Raw genomic sequence first — 19,268 nt, forward strand, 5'->3', positions numbered from 1 at the left:
CCAGGAAGACCCGCACCGAGTCACCCCGTTTTCGTACACCACACAAGTACCTCAAGTATTGTTGAGGTGAAAGCGGGAGGAGACAGGAAATGACGACGGCCGATTGGCAAACGAAGGAGCTGACCCCAGGTCAGCTTTCCGAGCGTAGTGGAGTTGCAGTGTCCGCGTTGCACTTCTACGAACGCGAAGGTCTCATAACGAGTCGTCGAACCAGTGGCAATCAACGCCGCTACGCGCGCGAGACGCTGCGGCGGGTGGCGTTCATCCGCATCTCCCAGCGCGTCGGTATCCCGCTCAGCGACATCCGTTCCGCCCTCGACCGGCTGCCCGAGGGCCGCACACCGACCCGACGCGATTGGGAGGCCGTGTCGACCACTTGGCGTGCTGACCTCGACGAACGGATCACCCAGCTCACGCGCCTGCGCGACAACCTGACCGGGTGCATCGGTTGTGGATGCCTGTCGCTCGGCTCGTGCAAGCTCGTCAACGAACACGACCGCCTCGGCGCGGAGGGGCCGGGCGCGCGCGTGCTCGACGTGCACCTGAACTGCCCACCGAAAAGCGGCTGCGCCTAGCCGCGCTCGGACGGCTCGGGCATCATCGCGGTATGACTTCTCTCGAGACCCGCGCCAAGACCCTGCTCGCGCTGCACCGCCCCGGCGACCCGGTGGTCCTGCCGACGGTGTGGGACGCCTGGTCGGCGAATGTCGCTGTGAGCGCCGGTTTTTCGGGCCTGACGATGGGCAGCCACCCGGTGGCCGACTCGATCGGGCGCCCCGACGGCGAGGGGATGAGCTTCGACGAACTGCTCGCTCGGGTCGCGCAGGTGACCGCGTCGGTGCAGGTGCCGGTGTCGGTCGACATCGAGTCCGGGTACGGACTCGAGCCGTTGCAGCTCATCGACGGCCTGCTCGCGGCAGGCGCCGTAGGCCTCAACATCGAGGACACCGTGCACAGCGAGGGCAAGCGGCTGCGTGACGCCCAGGAGCACGCCGACCTGGTGCGCGGCCTGCGTGAGGCCGCCGATGCCACCGGCGTGCACGTCGTCGTGAACGCCCGCACCGACCTGTTCCTGCGCCAGGACGGCGACGAAGCCGACCGCGTCGACCGCGCCGTCGCCCGGCTGACCCTCGCCGCCGAGGCGGGGGCCGACGTCCTCTACCCGGTCGGCCGCCACGCCGACGACGTCCTGCGCCGTCTCACCACCGAACTCCCGCGCCCGGTCAACGCGATCGGTCAGCCGGGCACACCGGCCAAGTCCTACTTCGCCGAGCTGGGTGTGGCCCGCGTCAGCTTCGGCCCCTTCCTCCAGGCCGCACTCGCCACCGAGGCCACCCGCCTGCTCGACGCCTGGAAGTGAATCGCCTGCGGCGCACCCGGAGACCAGGTGCGCCGCAACGGTTTTCGATCTAATCCTTCGGTTCCACGTACCGGGGGAAGACCGGTTCCGGGGCGGGAAGGTCGGTGCCGGGGGCGAGGGGGGTGGACAGGTCGGCGAAGGTGCGGGCCTCCTGGCCGAGCAGGTCGAGGAGCTTGGCGGCCGAGCCGGGCATCACCGGCTGGACCAGGATCGCGACCACGCGGACCACTTCGAGGGTGACGTAGAGGACCGTCGCCATGCGGGCCAGGTCTTCCTCGGTGCCCGACTTGCGCAGCGCCCAGGGGGCGTTGGCCGAGAAGTAGCGGTTGGTCTCGCCGAGGGTGAGCCAGATGGCTTCCAACGCCAGGTGCATCTGCTGGGCGTCGAATTCGGTGCGGCACTTGTCGAGCAGACCGGCGGCGCGGTCGAGTAGGGCGCGGTCGTCGGCGGTGAACTCGCCCGGTGTCGGCACCTTGGCGTCGCAGTTCTTGTTGACCATGGTCAGGCTGCGCTGCGCCAGGTTGCCGAACTCGTTGGCCAGGTCGCTGTTGATGCGGCCCGCGATGGCCTCGTTGCTGTAGCTGCCGTCCTGGCCGTAGGAGATCTCGCGCAGCAGGAAGAAGCGCACCTGGTCGAGGCCGTAGGTGGCGACCAGATCGAGCGGGTCGACGATGTTGCCCGTCGACTTCGACATCTTCTCGCCCTTGTTGTACAGGAACCCGTGCACGAAGACGCGCTCCGGCAGTTCGATGCCCGCCGACATCAGGAACGCGGGCCAGTACACCGTGTGGAAGCGGGTGATGTCCTTGCCGATGATGTGCACGTTCGCGGGCCAGAACTTGCGGAACCGATCGGAATCGGTGTCCGGGAAGCCCACGCCGGTCAGATAATTGGTGAGCGCGTCGACCCACACGTACATCACGTGATCGGGGTGCCCCGGCACCGGAACGCCCCAGTCGAAGGTGGTGCGTGAGATCGACAGATCCTTCAGCCCGGCCTTGACGTAGCTGACGATCTCGTTGCGCCGGGTGGCGGGCGCGATGAACTCCGGGTGGTTTTCGTAGAGCTCGAGCAGCTTGTCCTGGTACTCGGACAGTTTGAAGAAGAAGTTCGACTCCTCGGTCCATGTGACCGGGGTCTGCGACTCGGTGGACACGCGGGTGCCGTCGTCGAGGAGGGTGGTCTCCTCCTCGGTGTAGAACGCCTCGTCGCGCACCGAGTACCAGCCGGAGTAGTTGCCGAGGTAGATGTCGCCGTTGGCGAGCATCCGCTCCCAGATGGCGACGCTCGCCGCCTTGTGGTCCTCGTCGGTGGTGCGGATGAAGCGGTCGTAGGAGACGTCGAGCGCCTTGTCCATGGCTTCGAAGACGTCGGAGTTGCGGGCCGCGAGCTCCTGCACCGGGACGCCTTCGGAGGCGGCGGTCTGCTGCATCTTCTGGCCGTGCTCGTCGGTACCGGTCATGAAGAACACGTCGTATCCGTCGAGACGCTTGAAGCGGGCCAGCGCGTCGGTGGAGATGTACTCGTACGCGTGCCCCATATGCGGCGCACCGTTCGGGTAGGCGATGGCCGTGGTGATGTAGAAGGCAGGCTGGGGCTCGCTTCGCTCGCTCATGATGGCAACTACTGTAATCCGCGTGGCAAACCAGAATCGTCCGGCTCCGCCTCCTCCCGCGCCGCTCGCGCCGCTGATCGACGCGCACACCCACCTCGACGCCTGTGGTGCGACCGATGCCGCCTCGACCGCCGCCGTCGTCGACCGGGCCGCCGCCGTCGGGGTGGGTCACGTGGTGACGGTCGCCGACGATCTCGCCGCCGCGCAGTGGGCGGTGCGCGCCGCGCACTGGGACGAGCGCGTGTACGCCGCTGTCGCCCTGCATCCCACCCGTGCGAACGCCCTCGACGACAAGGCCATGGCCGAACTGGAGAACCTCGCCACCGACCCCCGCGTCGTCGCGATCGGCGAGACCGGCCTGGACTACTACTGGCCGGGCAAGCTCGACGGCTGCGCCGACATCGAGACCCAGATCGACGGCTTCCGCTGGCACATCGACCTGGCCAAGCGCGTGCGCAAGCCGCTGATGATCCACAACCGGGAAGCCGACCACGACCTGCTCACCGTGCTCCTCGACGAGGGCGCGCCCGACACGGTGATCTTCCACTGCTTCTCCTCGGACGCGAACATGGCGCAGGCGTGCGTGGCCGAGGGGTACGTACTCAGCTTCTCGGGAACGGTGAGTTTCAAGAACGCGCACGAACTGCGCGAGGCGGCGAAACTGGTGCCCGACGATCAGATCCTGGTCGAAACCGACGCGCCCTATCTGACGCCGCACCCGTATCGCGGAGCGCCGAACGAGTCGTACTGCCTGCCGTACACAGTGCGCGCGCTTGCCGAGATCCGTGACCAGGATCCGGCCGACCTCGCGGAAATCACCACGGCGAACGCGCGCAGGCTCTACAGAATCCGATAAGCCCGTTTCGCGTATTGCCAGGGGGCTGGACGATAAACGTGTCTCAGCTCACATTTCGCGTGACGAAGCTGTTATCTACCTGCGATGTCTATATCGAATCGTAATGTGTGGTCCCGCTGATCGGGTGGCACCCTGTTGTCCCGGGTCGACATGCTCGTTATCGTTCCGTAACCATGTCGGCTTTCGCGCGGATCAACTCGTCTCGCTCGCCGCTGCTGTACGCGGCGGCGGCGGCCCTGTTGCTGGTGTTGCTCGTCGGCGCCTCGATGGCCATCGTCAACCACAAGACCGTGGCGATCGTCGTCGACGGTGAGCGCACCGAACTCACCACCATGTCGCGCGACGTGCGCGCCATCCTCGACGACGCGGGGTACGAGCTCACCGAACACGACGACGTCCGCCCGGCGGCGGGCACCAAGGTGTCCGACGGTGCGACCATCACCCTCAACCGAGGACGCGAGATCACGGTGGTCGTCGACGGCACCGAACGCACGGTGTGGACCACCGGTCTCACCGCCGGTGAGGCGCTGGCGCAGATGCAGATCCCGGCCGACACCCACGTGGTGCCGACCCGTACCGAGAAGCTGCCGCTGGCCGGTGCCGAACTCAGCGTGTACACCCCGCGCACCGTCACCGTGGTGGACGGCGGTGGCGAACCGGTCGACGTGCGCCTGGCGGCCCCGACCATCGGCGACTTCCTCGCCGCCGCTGGCATCCCGCTGAAGGATCAGGACTTCACCGAGCCCGCCGCGAGCACCCCGCTCACCGGCGACCTGACGGTGACCGTCACCCGTCAGCGGGTGGAGGAGCGCACCGAGACCCTGCCGCTGGAACCCACCGAGCAGGTGATCGAGGACGCCACGATGAACATGAGCCGCACCGTGGTGGAGAACCCAGGTGCGCCCGGCCTGCACGAGGCCACCTTCGCGGTGACCATGGTCAACGGCGTGGAAACCCATCGCGTGCAGACCAATTCCAACGTCATCACCCCGGCTCAGCCCAAGACCATCCGCAAGGGCGCCAAGCCCGGCACCGAGGTGCCGCCGGTTCGCGACGGTGACATCTGGGACGCGCTGGCCAAGTGCGAGTCGACCGGCAACTGGGCCATCAACACCGGCAACGGCTACTACGGCGGCATCCAGTTCGACCAGAGCACCTGGGAGCGCCAGGGCGGCCTCAAATACGCCCCCCGCGCCGACCTGGCCACCCGCGAGGAACAGATCGCCATCGCCGAAGTGACCCGCGCCCGCCAGGGCTGGGGCGCCTGGCCCGCCTGCACCGGCCGCCTCGGCCTCAGCTGATCGCCGGTACGTCGCTGCGGCGGCGGGCGCTTGACGTGCGGTAGCGTGCTCTCGTTTCGCCGGGTCCGCTGTGCTCGTGCGGTGGGGTCGGCTTCGGACGAGTCGACGGGTGGTTGGCATGCTCGGGGTTTCGGCGGTGCGATCGGCGGCCGTGGCGGTGGCTTTCTCGGTGGGGCTCGTCTTCTCGGCGCCCGGTGCGCACGCGGAAACACCCGGTGAGGTGATCTCGGTGACGTCGGCGGACCTGCGTGGGATCGCGGACGCCGAGATCATCGACTACTGGACCAGGGGAGTGGGCGGGGCGACCCAACCGGCCAGCGGCGTGCTGTACCTGCCCGACGGTGCCGCGCCCGAGGGCGGGTGGCCGATCGTCGCCTACGACCACGGCACCACCGGGCTCGGTTCCGGGTGTGGTGGGCAGTCGGATCCGGCGGGGGCGCCCTGGCCGGAATCGCAGGTGGGGCAGGACGAGTTCATCCGGCACGTGGTGTCGCGGGGATTCGCGGTCGTCGCCCCCGATTACCTGGGTCTTGGTCGGTTCGACACCGGCCCGCACCCCTACCTCGACATCGACACCGAGGCGACCGCCACACTCGACCTGCTTCGTGCCGCCCGGTCGGTGCACCCGGAACTGTCGGCGGTGTGGTCGGCCTCGGGAATGTCGCAGGGTGGGCATGCCGCCCTCGCCACCGCGCACCGGCAGCACGACTACGCGCCCGAACTGGACTTCCGCGGCACCATCGCCGTCGACCCGGCCTCCGATGTGGAGAAGGTCGCCCCGCTGCTCGGACCGGGCAACCCGGACCGCGTCAGCGGTGGCACCCTCGGCTTCTCGGCGAGCATCCTCGCCGGGTTGCGCGCGGCCCGGCCGGAGGCCCAGGTCGACAGCTACCTCAGCCCGCTGGGTCGTCGGGTGCTCGACGAGATCGGCAGCCTGTGTCAGGACGCCATCGACGAGCGGGTCGCCGATCTCTATCTCGGTGACCTGCTGTCGCGGTCCCTCGGCGAGGAGCCGCTGCGCTCGGTGATGACCGACTACATGGCCGTACCGACCAGTGGCTACGACGCCCCGATCCTGCTGCTGGTCAATGCCACCGACAAGACGGTGCCCTCGCCGCTGCACGCGGCGCTCGCGGCCCAATTCGCCGCTGGCGGAGTGGCATTCGACACCGTGGTCGGTACAGGCAGCCATACGCAGCTGAACCCGGCGATGTGGGCGGCGATCGATGAATTCCTGAATCGTGTGGTTCGGTGACCGGTGACTGTACGTTTGTCCAAGTACTGCTCGGCCCGAAAGGTTCCCCCGATGTCGAAGACGATGAGCCGCGCCGCGATGACGGCCGTGGTCGCCGCCGCCGCGCTGCTGGCCGCCACCAACGCCCCGGCGGGCGCGGCGCCCGGCGATGTGCTCTCCGCCGAGGCCCGGCCCTCGGGCTGGCACGGTCTGCCCGGCGGCGGTTCGGCGGTGGAGTACACGACGCAGGACTCCTCGGGCGCGGAACGCCCGGCCAGCGGCGCGCTCTTCGTCCCCACCGGTGACGTGCCGGAGGGCGGCTGGCCGATCATCGCCTACGCCCACGGCAGTTCCGGCTCGGGCCCGGGCTGCGGTGGTCAGGCCGATCCCGAGACGGCGCCGTTCCCGACGCAGCGCGCCGCCGAGGACCGGCTCATCAAACGGCTCGTCGACCAGGGCTATGCCGTCGTCACCCCTGATTACCTTGGTCTCGGTCGGTTCGACACCGGCCCGCATCCCTATCTCGAGGTGCGCAGCGAGGCGACCGCGACCATCGACCTGGTCCGGGCCGCCCGCGCGGTCGACCCGGCACTCTCGCGGACGTGGAGCGTGGCAGGCACCTCACAGGGTGGGCACGCGGCCCTCAGCGCCGCCCACGTTCAGTCCTCTTACGCCCCGGAACTGGATTTCCGTGGCACCGTGGCCATCGACGCCGCCTCCGACGTCGAGAAGGTGCTGCCGTTCATCGGTCCCGATCTGCCCGGCCCGTCGGGAAGCACGGGGTTCCTGATCAGCATCCTGGCCGGTCTGCGGGCCACCCACCCCGACCTCGCGGTGGATTCCTACCTGACCCCGCGCGGCAAGTCGATCGTCGACGCGGCGGGCGGCCGATGCCTGGACGCGATCCTCGCCGAGACCAAGGGCGTCACCTCGGCCGACCTGCTCGTCCGTCCCCTCGAACCGCTGCGCGGCCCGCTCGCCGCGTACATGACCCTGCCGACCAGCGGCTACGACGCACCGATCCTGCTGACGATGAACGTCACCGACACGATCGTCCCGTCCCCGCTGCACGCGGCCCTGGTCGCGCAGTTCGCCGCCAACGGCGTCGACCAGCAGGTCTTGCCCGGCACCGGCCCGCACGGGTCGGTGACACCCGCGCAGCTCGAGGCCATCGACGCCTTCCTCGCCCGTGTGAACGCCGCCCCGCCACAGCGCTGAGCTGCCCGATCGGCGGGGTTGGTAAGTTCTAGCGGTGTCCGAACCCGATAATTCCGCTCGCGGTTGCGCCGCGCTGCTCGGTCCCGCCGAGGTGCGTACGCTGGCCGAACGTTTCGGCGTGCGACCGACCAAACAGCTCGGGCAGAACTTCGTGCACGACGCGAACACGGTGCGACGCATCGTGGCGGCGGCCGGTGTCGGTCCGGGCGACACGGTGCTCGAGGTCGGTCCAGGTCTCGGCTCGCTGACGTTGGCCCTGCTCGACGTGGTCGACCAGGTGGTCGCCGTGGAGATCGACCCGGTACTGGCGAACTACCTGCCCGAAACCGTCGCCGATCGCGCGCCCGGCCTGGCCGCGAACCTCCGGGTGGTCGAGGCCGACGCGCTGCGGGTGCGCGCCGATCAGCTGCCCGCCGAGCCGACCGCGCTGGTGGCCAACCTGCCGTACAACGTGGCGGTGCCGGTGCTGCTGCACCTGCTGGCCGAGCTGCCGAGCATCACGGTCTCGCTGGTGATGGTGCAGGCCGAGGTGGCCGACCGGCTCGCCGCCGAACCGGGTAACCGGGTGTACGGCGTGCCGAGTGTGAAGGCGGGGTTCTTCGGCAAGGTCCGGCGCGCGGGTCATGTGGGGACGCAGGTGTTCTGGCCGGTGCCGAGGGTGGAATCGGGCCTGGTCCGGATCGATCGGTACGCCGAACCGCCGTGGCCGATGGACGACGCGCACCGCCGACGCGTGTTCGAGGTGATCGACTCGGCCTTCGCGCAGCGACGCAAGACATTGCGGGCGGCCCTGTCCGGCTGGGCCGGTTCACCCGCCGAGGCCGAGCGCAGGCTCGTCGCCGCGGGCATTGATCCGACCGCGCGCGGCGAGACCCTCGAGACCGCCGCGTTCGTGAAACTGGCCGCGCAGGGGTAGCCCTTGTGGCCCGCACCGGTGTCGGTGCGGGCCACGGCAGGGTCAGCGGGCCAGCTCGTAGCCCGCCTCGTCGACGGCGGCGGCCACATCGGCCTCGGCGACCTCGCTCGCGCTGTCGACCCGGACCAGCCCGCTGGCCAGGTCCACGTCGACGCTGGTGACGCCGTCGATCTTGCCGATCTCCTGCTTGACCGAGCTCACGCAGTGTCCGCAGGTCATCCCGGTGACGGTGTAAGTGGTGGTGGCCATGGCCGCTCCTTCGCTCGAATATACGGTCCCGGGGTATCCCCCGACACCAGTGAACATACCCCCCACGGGTACTTGGCGCAAGCCCTCGGTTCGTCCATCGCGGATACCCACCGACCGGTCGGCCGTTTCGGCGCACATACTCGTCGGTACTACCGGTTACGCTTGGTCACCGTGCTGTCAGTTGTGCCCAGCCCGGTCGTCGTGCGCGCTCCTTCGAAGGTGAATCTGCATCTCGGAGTCGGTGATCCGCGCGCCGACGGGTACCACGACCTGACCACCGTCTTCCAGGCATTATCCCTCTCCGACGACCTACGCTTGGCCCCCGCCGCCTCGCTCACCGTCCGGGTGAGCGGCGAGGGTGCCGCCCACGTGCCCACCGACCGGACCAACCTCGTCTGGCAGGCCGCCGTCGCGCTCGGCCACCTCGCCGGGCGGGCGCCGCTGGTGGAGATCGCCATCACCAAGGGCATTCCGGTGGCCGGTGGCATGGCGGGCGGCAGCGCCGACGCGGCGGCCGCGCTCGTCGGTCTCAACGAGCTGTGGGACCTCGGGCTCGGCCGCGACGAACTCGCCTCGGTCGCCGCCGAACTCGGCAGCGATGTGCCCTTCGCCCTGCACGGTGGCACCGCGCTCGGCACCGGCCGGGGCGAACGGCTGCTTCCGGTGCTGTCGCGCAACACCTTCCACTGGGTGCTCGCCCTGGCCAAGGACGGGTTGTCCACCCCGTCGGTCTTCCGCGAACTCGACCGGCTGCGCGCGGAGGGCGACCCACCGCGCCTGGGCGACCCGCAGAAACTCCTGCAGGCGCTGGCCGCGGGCGACCCGCACGCGCTCGCCCCGCTGCTCGGCAACGACCTGCAGGCGGCGGCGCTGTCGCTGAAGCCGGAGCTGCGTCGCACCCTGCGTGCGGGCGTCGGCGCGGGCGCGTTGGCCGGGTTGGTGTCCGGATCGGGGCCGACCTGCGCGTTCCTGTGCGACACCGAGGAGGCGGCCATCGCGGTCGCGGCGGAACTGGCGGGCGCGGGCGTGTGCCGCAGCGTGCGTACGGCGAGCGGACCGGTGCCCGGCGCGCGGGTGCTCGACCTGGAAGCGCACTGAACGCGGCGCCCCGGTGCCCGGTGAGTAGGCTCGGCCGAGCCGAACAGTCACGCGGAAGGCGGGCGAGCAACACCCATGTCTAACCTGATCAACCTCGAACAGGTCTCCAAGAGCTTCGGCATCAAGCCGCTGTTGGACGACGTCTCCCTCGGTATCCACGCCGGGGAACGGATCGGGGTGGTCGGCCTCAACGGCGGCGGCAAGACCACGCTGCTCGAGGTGCTGACCGGGCTGGAACCGCCGGACAACGGCCGGGTGAGCCGGGTCGGTGGCCTGCGGATGGCCGTGGTCACCCAGCGCGGTGTGCTGCCCGAGGGCGCGACGGTCGGGTCGGTGGTGCTCGCCGGTCTGTCCGACGACCTGTCGACAGTCGACATCGCCGAACACGAGTGGGCCGCCGACGCGCGCATCCGCTCGGTGCTCGAGGGCATCGGCATCGCCGACCTCGGCCTCGACACCTCGGTCGCCAACCTGTCCGGTGGGGAACGCCGTCGCGTCGCGCTGGCCGCGGCCCTCGTGCGCGACCTGGACCTGCTCGTCCTCGATGAACCGACCAACCACCTCGACATCGAGGGCGTGCAGTGGTTGGCCGAGCACCTGGTTGCCCGCCGCACCGCGCTGGTCGTGGTCACCCACGATCGCTGGTTCCTCGACACCGTCGCCACCCGCACCTGGGAGGTCGTCGGCGGCAAGGTGGAGACCTACGAGGGCGGCTACGGCGACTGGATCTACGCCCGCGCCGAACGCGCCCGCCAGGCCGACGCCACCGAGGCCCGCCGCGCCAACCTGGCCCGCAAGGAACTGGCCTGGTTGCGCCGGGGCGCCAAGGCCCGCACGTCCAAGCCGCGCTATCGCGTCGAGGCCGCCGAGGCGTTGATCGCCGATGTGCCGCCGCCACGTGACTCCGTCTCGCTGGCCGCCTTCGCCCGCAAACGGCTCGGCCGCGTGGTGATCGAGCTGGAGGACGCCACCCTCACCACCCCCGACGGTCGGGAGCTGGTCGGCGACCTCACCTGGCGACTCGCGCCCGGCGAACGCGTCGGTCTCGTCGGTGTGAACGGTTCGGGCAAGACCACCCTGCTGCGCGCCCTCGCCGGTGACGTGGAACCGGCGGCGGGCAAGCGGATCCAGGGCCAGACCGTGCAGATCGGTTGGCTGCGCCAGGAACTCGACGATCTGCCGACCGACATGCGGGTACTCGAGGCCGTGCAGCAGATCGCGCAGCGAATCATGCTCGGCGACAAGGAGATCTCGGCCGGTCAGCTCGCCGAACGGCTCGGCTTCACCCCGGCGCGTCAGCGCACCCCGGTCGGTGACCTCTCCGGTGGTGAACGCCGCCGCCTGCAGCTCACCCGCATCCTGATGGCCGAACCGAACGTGCTGCTGCTCGACGAGCCGACCAACGACCTCGATATCGACACCCTGCAGCAGCTCGAAGACCTGCTCGACAACTGGGCGGGCACCCTCGTGGTCATCAGTCACGACCGCTATCTGGTCGAACGTATCTGTGACTCCACCTGGGCCCTCTTCGGCGACGGCAAGCTCACCAACCTGCCCGGCGGGATCGACCAGTACCTCACCCGCCGCGCCGCCCAGACCCACACGGCCAAGCCGATCGCGCCCAAATCGACTGCCAAGACCACGGATTCGGCCGACCGCCGCGCCGCCCGCAAGGAACTCTCGCGCCTGGAACGCACCATCGCCAAGCTCGACGAGCGCGAGCAGAAGCTCCACACCGCCCTCGCCGACGCCGCCACCGACCCGGACAAACTCGTCAAGCTCAACACCGAGCTCAAAGAGGTCGTCGCGGAAAAGGAAGCGGCCGAAGAGCGCTGGCTGGAGCTCGCCGAAGACCAGTGATCTCGTCAGCCGCCGACGCTGCGCGACCGGGCACCCGAGTCCGGCCCGAAGTCGCGGAGCGGCGGGGCAGCTTCGCGTCCGTCGTTGATGACGACGGGTAGGCAGGTCTGGACGAAGTCGGCGCCGAACTCGGTGAGCACGATGCTGCGGTAGCTCACCTTGGTGCCGAAACTGGCGCGCTTCAACGCCTCTCGCACCTGCTCCTGGGCCTCGATCAGCTGGTAGCGGCTGGGGTTGCCCACCGGTTCGCGGGTGGACTCGATGAGTCCTAGCCTGCGCAGGTTCGGCAGGTATTGCGGGACCCGGTTCGGAAAACGCAGACCCGCGTGCTCGCCGAGCATGGTGAGTCCGCTGATGAGACGTTCGCCGCCGAACGCCCGCTGACGTCCGGTGCGCACGTCGATCGACGGCTGCGGTCCGTCCACGTGCAGGAACCGCAGGATGCGCGCTTCGTCGGGGGTGATCTCGGCGAGGATGCCGGGGTAGGCGGGATGCGAATCCGGTGCCACCGCATGGGTACTCGCCGAGAGCCGAAGCAGTTCGGCGCCCTGTTCGCGCAGGGTCGGCATGCCCGGGCCACCGTGCTGTTCGCCACTCGGGGGCAGGCCGAGGGCGAGTCGGAGACGATCGCGCACCTCGGTTTCCGCGTCGGCCAGCACCTCGGCGGGCGGTGCCCCCGCGATGCTGCCGCGCAGCACCGTGACCGTGACACCGACCGCGGTGTCCAGCGTCCACATCGTCATCCCCGACGCGGCGGTGATCGCCACGCGGGCGACACCGGTCGCCGCGCGGACGGTGCGTACCGGCGACACCGGCAGCACCCCTCGGCGGGTATCGGGCGACGGCACCGACCGCCGCACCAGTTCGGTGGACGGGGGTCCGTCGTCTACATCCATGTCGTCGCTACTCCAGTTCCGAAGACCAGGATGTGAGCGTATCCGGCAATGAGCCCGAGCGCGCCGCCATGGACGAAAAGCAACCATTCGTCCTGTTTGATCGCCGAGCGCAGCATGTCCACGAAGTCGTGCGGCGAAAGCGCGGACATTTGCCTGGCGATGAATTCGTTGACCTGGCGGCCCTGCTGGACGTTGAATGCCGGGTCGGCGAAGGCCATGGGCGCGATCGTCATGGCCTCGGCGGTGAGGGTGGACTGCAGCGAGTCGTATTCGCGGCTGCCGAGCATGAACTTCACCGCGGGTCTGGCCGGTCCGAGGGCTCGGTCGGCGGCCGGGCGCAGGGTGTCCTCGAGCATCTGCAGCGTGCGATCCGAGCGCGGGCCGTTGAGCAGTTCGTCACCGATATTGGCGACGGTGAGCACCTCGGTCGAGACCAGAGCCGCGTAGCCGGAGGTGATTTCGGGCTGACGCTTGATGAGCAGACCCTGGCGCCATGGGCACCACCACTTGGGTTCGGCGGGCGCGAAGATCATGTTCAGACCCACCCAGTTCACCACCCAGCCGATCACGATGCCGCCGAGCGGCAGCACGACCAGCGGTGAGAGCGAGGTGGTGTGCAGGGCGAGCACCAGCAGCAGACCGCAGGGCGCGCCGAAATAGAAACCGAAATTCTGCATGAACCGGAGTTCTTTGGCGCCGAGCACCTGGAACAACTGGTTGAGCAATTGCGGGCGCGCCTGGAAATAGCGGATCACCATCTGCTTCACATCGAGCAGCTGATCGATATTGGTGCCGAGTTCGATGGTGAGTTCGCGCAGAATCTCGGGCAGTTGCGAGCGCACCCGCTGGTGGATCATCTCCCTGACCTGGGTGGGCAGGTTGTACCAGAGCTGCGGATGCTCGCGGCGCAGGATGACCTCGACGATGTCGCGGATCTGCGCGTCGGCCACCTCGGCCAGGTGCTCGGCGAGTTTGTCGGGCTCGAGTTCGCGGTAGAAGTCCGAGACGCTGCCCAATTTCGACAGGCCCTTGTCGACGGCGATGCTCGCCATTTTGTCGGCGCGCGAGGGGACGATGCCCTGCCAGCCGATGCGGCCGTCGTAACTCAGCAGCGGCAATACCTGGATGCGCTTGGGCAGGTAGGGAAACACCGTGCGCAGCCCGGGCAGTTTGACGCCGTGGAACTCGAGCGGCCGGAACAGCATGAGAATGCCGGTCCAGTTGGTGATGTAACCGATGACGCCTGTGAACAACGGGATGGTCAGAATTTCGAGCAGGAGCGTCGGATGTATACCGAACACACTTTCCAGCACTACGACACCCTCCTGCCGATACCCGGTGACCACCGCCCGCACCGGCGTTCAAAAAACTAGCACCCCCGCGGCGAGGTGACCCTACTGTGAGGTACGGAACCGGGTCCATTCGCCGTGCTCCAGGCCACAGGGTAGTGTCTGAGACATCAGTCACAGAACCTGTCACGGATGCCGCACTCGGCCCACCGAGTCGGAACAATGATCAGCACCACATTTCGTGACAGGCCACAATCGAGGCGCGGGTAGGGGCGCGCGGTAGACGCACTGTGCCTGGAGCGTGGTCGGGCAATAATCTGGTGGGCGATCGTTGTCCACGGCGAGACTTCGGAGTAGGACGTTGACAGACGACAGGACCGGACAGGACCTGGCCCGTGCCGGTACCCGCGCCGTCGAGCGCAGCTCGGATGTCGAGCAGCGACAGATCAGTAACGAAGCCCGCCTGATCCGCGGCGTCTTCCGGGCCGCCGGACTGGCCGCGGGCACCGCCGTGCGCGGCAGCCAGTGGGCTGTCGGCACCACCTACGAGGTCACCAAGGAGTTGGCGCAGGCCGCGCTCGACGGTGAGTCGTCCGCCGACATCGCCGAACGCACCGGCAACGCGCTGCGTTCGATCGCCCGCAGCGCGCTCGGCGTCACCGAGGGCTCGGTGCGCGAGATCGTCAGCTACGTGCCCACCGCCAACGGTTCGGCGCAGCAGTCCCTCGCCGTCGGCCCGTACCTGCGCTCCTCGACCACCGAGGATCTGCGCCGCCGGGGCGACGCCCTGCTCGCCCGCTCGGCCGACGTCTACTTCACCGAGGACGTGCACCCCGCCTACGACCGCATCCTCGACGAGATCGCCCCCGACGAAGCGCGCATCCTGCGGTTCATGGCACTCAACGGCCCCCAGCCCGCCGTCGACGTGCGCACCAACCGCCCGCTCGGCATCGGCTCGGAGCTGGTGCAGGGCGACCTGACCTCGGTACCCGAGCAGGCGGGGGTGCGGTATCCCGACCGGGCTCGCTCCTACCTCATCAACCTCAACCGTCTCGGCCTCACCCTCACCTCCGACGACCCGGTCGTGCTCAGTCGCTACATGGTGCTCGAGGTGCAGCCGGTGGTCGAGGAAGCGCTCAAGAAGGCGGGCCGCGCGCCCAAGATCGTGCGCAAGAGCCTGCGTCTGTCGGAGTTCGGCGAGGACTTCTGCCGCACCTGCTTCACCATCGGCTAGGCCGGAGGGCCGCCTGCGCGACGGTCGCAGGTCACGCTCCGGTTTCGACAGGGGTAGCGATCGGGTACAGATACGCCTCGCGAGAGCGATCCGGTGGGATCGTGGAGAGATGGAGCAGGGGCCCGGGTCAGTGAACGCGCGTGTCGAGGAGGTCGACGTGCGTCCCGAACGCCCGGGGCCGCTGTTACCCGGGGCGGAGGAGCCGTTGGTCGCCGGTTACGGCACGGACAGCGTGATCGCCGACGACGAACAGGCCGCCGCCGAGCCCGAGCCGCCGAAGCCGCGTCCGCCCGAGCACCCCGACGACGTCACCGCCATCAGCAGACTGAAATTCCGGTACCTGCGCACGCTGGACACCAAGTCCTGGGACGAGTTCGCCGACACCCTCGTCCCCGAGGCCACCGCCACCTACAGCGAATACCTGCAGTTCGAGTCGCGCGAGGCGTTCCTCGCCTTCCTGCGCAACACCCTCGGTCCGCACGTCATCACCGAGCACCGGTGCGACCACCCCGAGATCGACGTCGACGGCGACACCGCCACCGGAACCTGGTACCTCGCCGACACCGTGCTCATTCCCGAACACAACATGTGCCTGCACGGCGCCGCGTTCTATACCGACCGCTACGTGCGCTGCGACGACGGGTACTGGCGCATCGCGCACACCGGCTACGAACGGACCTACGAGGTCGTCCTCTCGCTCAGCGACCTGCCGAGCCTGCGACTCACCGCGAGCCGCTGGGGCATGATCTCCCAGGAAGTCGCCCGGGTGGAACGCGAACCCGAGGCGTAGCCTCGCGACCCAGACAGCTAGTCTGCCGTGGCGACCAGCGGCTCGAGGGTGAGGTCCGGGTGTTCCTTCTCGATGTACTGCAACCGCCACTTGTCGCTGAACAGCGCGAGGATCGCACCGTCGGTGCGGGTGAACACCTCGACCCCGCGCTGGCGGTCCAGCTCCGGCGCCGATTCGGCATCGGTGCGCCTGGCCAGGCTGTAACCGAGGAAGTCGAGTTGGGTCTCGACATTGAACTCGGCCTGCATCCGCGCGGTGACCACCTCGAACTGCATGGGACCGACCGCGGCGAGCACCGGCGAGGCGTCACCGCGCGCGTCGTTGCGCAGCACCTGCACGACGCCTTCGGAGTCGAGCTGGTCGATGGCCTTGCGGAACTGCTTGTACTTGCCCGCGCTCTGGGCGCGCAGCGTCGCGAAGTGTTCGGGGGCGAAGCTCGGGATCGGCGGGAACTCGACCTTCTTGTCGACGAACAGGGTGTGTCCCGGTGCCAGTGCGGTCGCGTTCACCAGGCCGACCACGTCGCCGGGGTAGGCGGTGTCGACGGTGGTGCGTTCGCGGCCGAACACCGTGAGCGCGTACTTGGTCGCGAACGGGCGACCGGTCTGGGCGTGCGTGACGACCATGCCGCGCTCGAACTCACCCGACACGATCCGCATGAACGCCAACCGGTCGCGGTGGGCGGTGTCCATACCCGCCTGCACCTTGAACACCACCGCGCTGAACGGGTCGTCGGTCGCACGGTCCTTGCCGGTCACGTCGGCGCGGGAGCCGGGCGCTGGCGCCAACGCGACCAGCGTCTCCAGCAGTTGGCGCACACCGAAATTCAGCATCGCCGAGGCGTAGATGACCGGCGAGGTCTGCCCGGCGAGGAACAGTTCCTGGTCGTGGTCCTGTCCGGTGGCCGAGAGCAGTTCGCTCTCCTCGGCGGCGGTGGTCCACGCCTCGCCCTCGCGCGCCTCGGCCTCGGCGGGCGTCAGCGACTCCTCGGGCGCGATCGTCGCGCCACCGGCGGTGCGGGTGAAGTGGATGTACTCGGTCGCCGCGCCCTCGGGTCCGCGACGCAGTAGGCCGCGGAAATCGCCCGCGATGCCGACCGGCAGGAACAGCGGGGTCGGGGTGAGGCCGATGCGTTCGCTGATCTCGTCGAGCAGTTCCAGCGGCGCCTGACCGGGACGGTCCCACTTGTTGATGACGGTGATCACCGGGATGCCGCGATGGCGGCACACCTGGAACAGTTTCAGCGTCTGCGGCTCGAGGCCCTTGGCGGCGTCGATCAGCATCACCGCGGCGTCGACGGCGGTGAGCACCCGGTAGGTGTCCTCGGAGAAATCGGAGTGACCGGGGGTGTCGACGAGGTTGATGACATTGTCGACAGTCGAACCGGCCGCGCGGTAATTGAACTGCAGCGCGGTCGAACTCACGGAGATACCGCGCGCCTTCTCCATCTCCATCCAGTCCGAGACGGTCGACTTGCGACCCGCCTTGCCGTGGATGGCACCCGCCTCGGAAATCATCTTCGCGTGCAATGCCAGCGCCTCGGTGAGCGTCGACTTACCCGCGTCGGGGTGCGAGATCACGGCGAACGTGCGCCGACGGGCCACCTCGGCGGGCAATCCGCGTGGAGTGGGTGTGGCGCTTTCTCCGGGCTCGGTCAACACACAGCTGAGCTTATTGGAGCGCTGGCGCGCTCGAGGTCGCGGCCCCTCCGGTCCCGCCGCGACGGCCTGCCCCTCCTGGAGGTCGGGGCGTGATGGTTGGGAATCGGACGTGGGAGCGGTTTCAGGTGGGCGATGTCGGTGGGGTATGGTTGTGGGGTTGTCTCGGCGAGGGTGAGTCGCACCCCGTGTGCTCACCGTGATCGACGCGGCTCGGCCTTCCTGGTCGTCCTCGTTCGTTCTTCGTCCGACGAGTAGACCAAGACCCCGGTAGATGGGTCGCCCTTGACCAGCCCGGAAGAGCCGTAGGAGCGCATCAGTCATGTCCGACGTGAACCAGATCGAAGCCGCCGTCCGTACCGAATTCGGTAAGGGTGCCGCTCGCCGTACCCGTCGCGACGGCAACGTGCCCGCCGTGCTGTACGGCCACCAGGCCGAGCCGCAGCACCTGTCGCTCAACGCCAAGGCCTTCGCCGCCATCCTGCGTGAGCACGGCACCAACGCCATTCTGAACCTCGTCGTCGACGGCAAGCAGCAGCTGGCCATGACCAAGTCGGTCGTCGTCCACCCGATCCGTCGCTACATCGAGCACGCCGACCTGCTGATCGTCAAGCGTGGCGAGCGCGTCGTCACCGACGTCCCCGTCGTCGTCGCGGGCGATGCCGCCGCGGGCACCCTGGTCACCCAGGAAGCCAACACCATCTCCATCGAGGCCGACGCGCTGAAGCTGCCCGAGACCATCGAGGTCTCCGTCGAGGGTATCGAGGCAGGCACCCAGATCCTGGCCGGTGGCATCGAGCTGCCCGCCGGTGTGACCCTCGCCGGTGACGCCGAAGCGCTCGTCATCAACGTGATCGCCGCCCCGTCGGCCGCTCAGCTCGACGAAGAGGGCGAAGGCGATGCCGAGGCGGGCGACACCCCCGCCGAAGAGACCGAGTAAGACACTCGACGGTTCGGCCGATGACCGAATCCTCCGGGCCCGCACTCGTAGTTGGGCTGGGCAACCCCGGCCCCGAATACGAGCGCACCCGCCACAATGTGGGCTTCCTGGTCGCCGACGTGCTCGCCGAGCGCGTCGGCGGCCGTTTCGCCGTGCACAAGAAGTCCGGCGCCGATCTGCTGCAGGCCCGCCTCGACGGCCGCCAGATCCTCATCGCCAAACCACGCACCTACATGAACCTGTCCGGCCGCCCCGTCGCCGCCCTCGCCAAGTTCTTCCAGGTTCCCCCCGCCCAGGTGATCGTCGTCCACGACGAACTGGACCTCCCGTTCGGCACCATCCGCCTCAAACAGGGCGGCGGCGAAGGCGGTCACAACGGCCTACGATCCATCTCCCAGGCCCTCACCACCAAGGACTACCTGCGCACCCGCATCGGCATCAGCCGCCCACCCGGCCGCCAGGACCCCGCCGACTACGTCCTCAAACCCTTCGCGGCCCCCGAACGCAAAGAGGTACCGGTGATAGTGGAGCAAGCCGCCGACGCGGTAGAGCTACTCCTGAAGGCAGGCCTGGAAACCGCCCAGAACCAACTACATTGAGCGCCCACCCGCGCTTGTGACGGTTCCCCCGAACCGCGGACCTTCCCGCAGCCGCCTCCCGGCGAGCCATCACCTGGGAGACCACCCTTCCGCATTCCCGGCCATACGGCGCTACTCGAGTCCGCCATGACCGCACTCCCAGCCCCGTACGACCC

Annotated in this window: 18 protein-coding genes; 13 read left to right on the forward strand and 5 right to left on the reverse strand. The window is 68.8% G+C overall.

The genetic code is table 11. The features are described from left to right. Positions 1–89 precede the first annotated feature (89 nt). Both soxR and NC7_RS06205 read left to right on the forward strand, forming a co-directional pair. Positions 90–575, forward strand: a complete 486-nt coding sequence (gene soxR, locus NC7_RS06200) for a redox-sensitive transcriptional activator SoxR (protein ID WP_067485487.1) — start codon at positions 90–92, stop codon at positions 573–575. A gap of 32 nt (positions 576–607) precedes the next feature. Then, positions 608–1,360: an isocitrate lyase/PEP mutase family protein gene (locus NC7_RS06205; RefSeq protein WP_067980085.1), complete on the forward strand. Its 753-nt coding sequence runs from the start codon at positions 608–610 to the stop codon at positions 1,358–1,360. A 49-nt stretch (positions 1,361–1,409) separates the two neighbouring features. Here NC7_RS06205 and metG read toward each other — a convergent pair whose 3' ends face one another. Continuing rightward, positions 1,410–2,975: a methionine--tRNA ligase gene (gene metG, locus NC7_RS06210; protein ID WP_067980088.1), complete on the reverse strand. Its 1,566-nt coding sequence runs from the start codon at positions 2,973–2,975 to the stop codon at positions 1,410–1,412. Positions 2,976–2,997: 22 nt separating this feature from the next. On the opposite strand from metG, the gene NC7_RS06215 reads away from it, so the two are divergent. The 5 genes from NC7_RS06215 (at position 2,998) to rsmA (ending at position 8,500) form a co-directional block, all read left to right on the forward strand. After that, positions 2,998–3,831: a TatD family hydrolase gene (locus NC7_RS06215; RefSeq protein ID WP_236573096.1), complete on the forward strand. Its 834-nt coding sequence runs from the start codon at positions 2,998–3,000 to the stop codon at positions 3,829–3,831. Positions 3,832–4,004: 173 nt separating this feature from the next. Continuing rightward, positions 4,005–5,132 (forward strand): resuscitation-promoting factor, encoded by a 1,128-nt coding sequence (locus tag NC7_RS06220; RefSeq protein WP_067980093.1) that lies wholly within the window; start codon positions 4,005–4,007, stop codon positions 5,130–5,132. A gap of 118 nt (positions 5,133–5,250) precedes the next feature. Then, a complete protein-coding gene (locus NC7_RS06225; protein WP_067980097.1) occupies positions 5,251–6,387 on the forward strand; it encodes a lipase family protein in 1,137 nt (378 codons plus the stop codon). Between the two features lie 51 nt (positions 6,388–6,438). Beyond that, a complete protein-coding gene (locus tag NC7_RS06230) occupies positions 6,439–7,584 on the forward strand; it encodes a lipase family protein (RefSeq protein ID WP_067980099.1) in 1,146 nt (381 codons plus the stop codon). Positions 7,585–7,618: 34 nt separating this feature from the next. After that, the gene (gene rsmA / locus NC7_RS06235; RefSeq protein WP_067980102.1) at positions 7,619–8,500 is read left to right on the forward strand and encodes a 16S rRNA (adenine(1518)-N(6)/adenine(1519)-N(6))-dimethyltransferase RsmA; all 882 of its coding nucleotides are present in this window, start codon (positions 7,619–7,621) and stop codon (positions 8,498–8,500) included. Positions 8,501–8,542: 42 nt separating this feature from the next. Here the strand turns inward: rsmA and NC7_RS06240 are convergent, their stop codons facing one another. Beyond that, positions 8,543–8,749 carry a cation transporter gene (locus NC7_RS06240; RefSeq protein WP_067980105.1) on the reverse strand — a complete coding sequence of 69 codons (207 nt, stop codon included), beginning with the start codon at positions 8,747–8,749 and terminating at the stop codon, positions 8,543–8,545. 171 nt (positions 8,750–8,920) lie between these two features. On the opposite strand from NC7_RS06240, the gene NC7_RS06245 reads away from it, so the two are divergent. Together NC7_RS06245 and NC7_RS06250 are read left to right on the forward strand one after the other, a co-directional pair. After that, positions 8,921–9,847 carry a 4-(cytidine 5'-diphospho)-2-C-methyl-D-erythritol kinase gene (locus NC7_RS06245; RefSeq protein ID WP_067980155.1) on the forward strand — a complete coding sequence of 309 codons (927 nt, stop codon included), beginning with the start codon at positions 8,921–8,923 and terminating at the stop codon, positions 9,845–9,847. A gap of 75 nt (positions 9,848–9,922) precedes the next feature. Further along, on the forward strand, positions 9,923–11,707 hold the full coding sequence (locus NC7_RS06250; protein ID WP_067980107.1) for an ABC-F family ATP-binding cassette domain-containing protein: 1,785 nt from the start codon (positions 9,923–9,925) through the stop codon (positions 11,705–11,707). A 5-nt stretch (positions 11,708–11,712) separates the two neighbouring features. On the opposite strand, the gene NC7_RS06255 is transcribed toward NC7_RS06250, so the two are convergent. Continuing rightward, positions 11,713–12,603, reverse strand: a complete 891-nt coding sequence (locus tag NC7_RS06255; RefSeq protein ID WP_084458049.1) for an Abi-alpha family protein — start codon at positions 12,601–12,603, stop codon at positions 11,713–11,715. Next, positions 12,594–13,916: a DUF445 domain-containing protein gene (locus tag NC7_RS06260; protein ID WP_084458060.1), complete on the reverse strand. Its 1,323-nt coding sequence runs from the start codon at positions 13,914–13,916 to the stop codon at positions 12,594–12,596. Before NC7_RS06260 ends, NC7_RS06255 begins: the two co-directional genes overlap by 10 nt. Before the next feature lie 337 nt (positions 13,917–14,253). Here NC7_RS06260 and NC7_RS30020 point away from each other — a divergent pair, with 337 nt between their 5' ends. Both NC7_RS30020 and NC7_RS06270 read left to right on the forward strand, forming a co-directional pair. Next, positions 14,254–15,126, forward strand: coding sequence for an Abi-alpha family protein (locus NC7_RS30020; protein WP_084458051.1), 873 nt, complete (start codon positions 14,254–14,256; stop codon positions 15,124–15,126). Positions 15,127–15,358: 232 nt separating this feature from the next. Continuing rightward, positions 15,359–15,916, forward strand: a complete 558-nt coding sequence (locus NC7_RS06270; protein WP_328821101.1) for a nuclear transport factor 2 family protein — start codon at positions 15,359–15,361, stop codon at positions 15,914–15,916. A 17-nt stretch (positions 15,917–15,933) separates the two neighbouring features. On the opposite strand, the gene NC7_RS06275 is transcribed toward NC7_RS06270, so the two are convergent. Continuing rightward, positions 15,934–17,574, reverse strand: coding sequence for a peptide chain release factor 3 (locus NC7_RS06275; protein WP_067980162.1), 1,641 nt, complete (start codon positions 17,572–17,574; stop codon positions 15,934–15,936). Between the two features lie 322 nt (positions 17,575–17,896). Here NC7_RS06275 and NC7_RS06280 point away from each other — a divergent pair, with 322 nt between their 5' ends. Then, the gene (locus NC7_RS06280) at positions 17,897–18,514 is read left to right on the forward strand and encodes a 50S ribosomal protein L25/general stress protein Ctc (protein WP_067980110.1); all 618 of its coding nucleotides are present in this window, start codon (positions 17,897–17,899) and stop codon (positions 18,512–18,514) included. 20 nt (positions 18,515–18,534) lie between these two features. Then, positions 18,535–19,113 (forward strand): aminoacyl-tRNA hydrolase, encoded by a 579-nt coding sequence (gene pth, locus NC7_RS06285; RefSeq protein WP_067980113.1) that lies wholly within the window; start codon positions 18,535–18,537, stop codon positions 19,111–19,113. The last annotated feature ends 155 nt before the right edge of the window (positions 19,114–19,268 follow it).

The organism is Nocardia caishijiensis NBRC 108228 (assembly GCF_001612825.1).
Classification (GTDB): domain Bacteria; phylum Actinomycetota; class Actinomycetes; order Mycobacteriales; family Mycobacteriaceae; genus Nocardia; species Nocardia caishijiensis.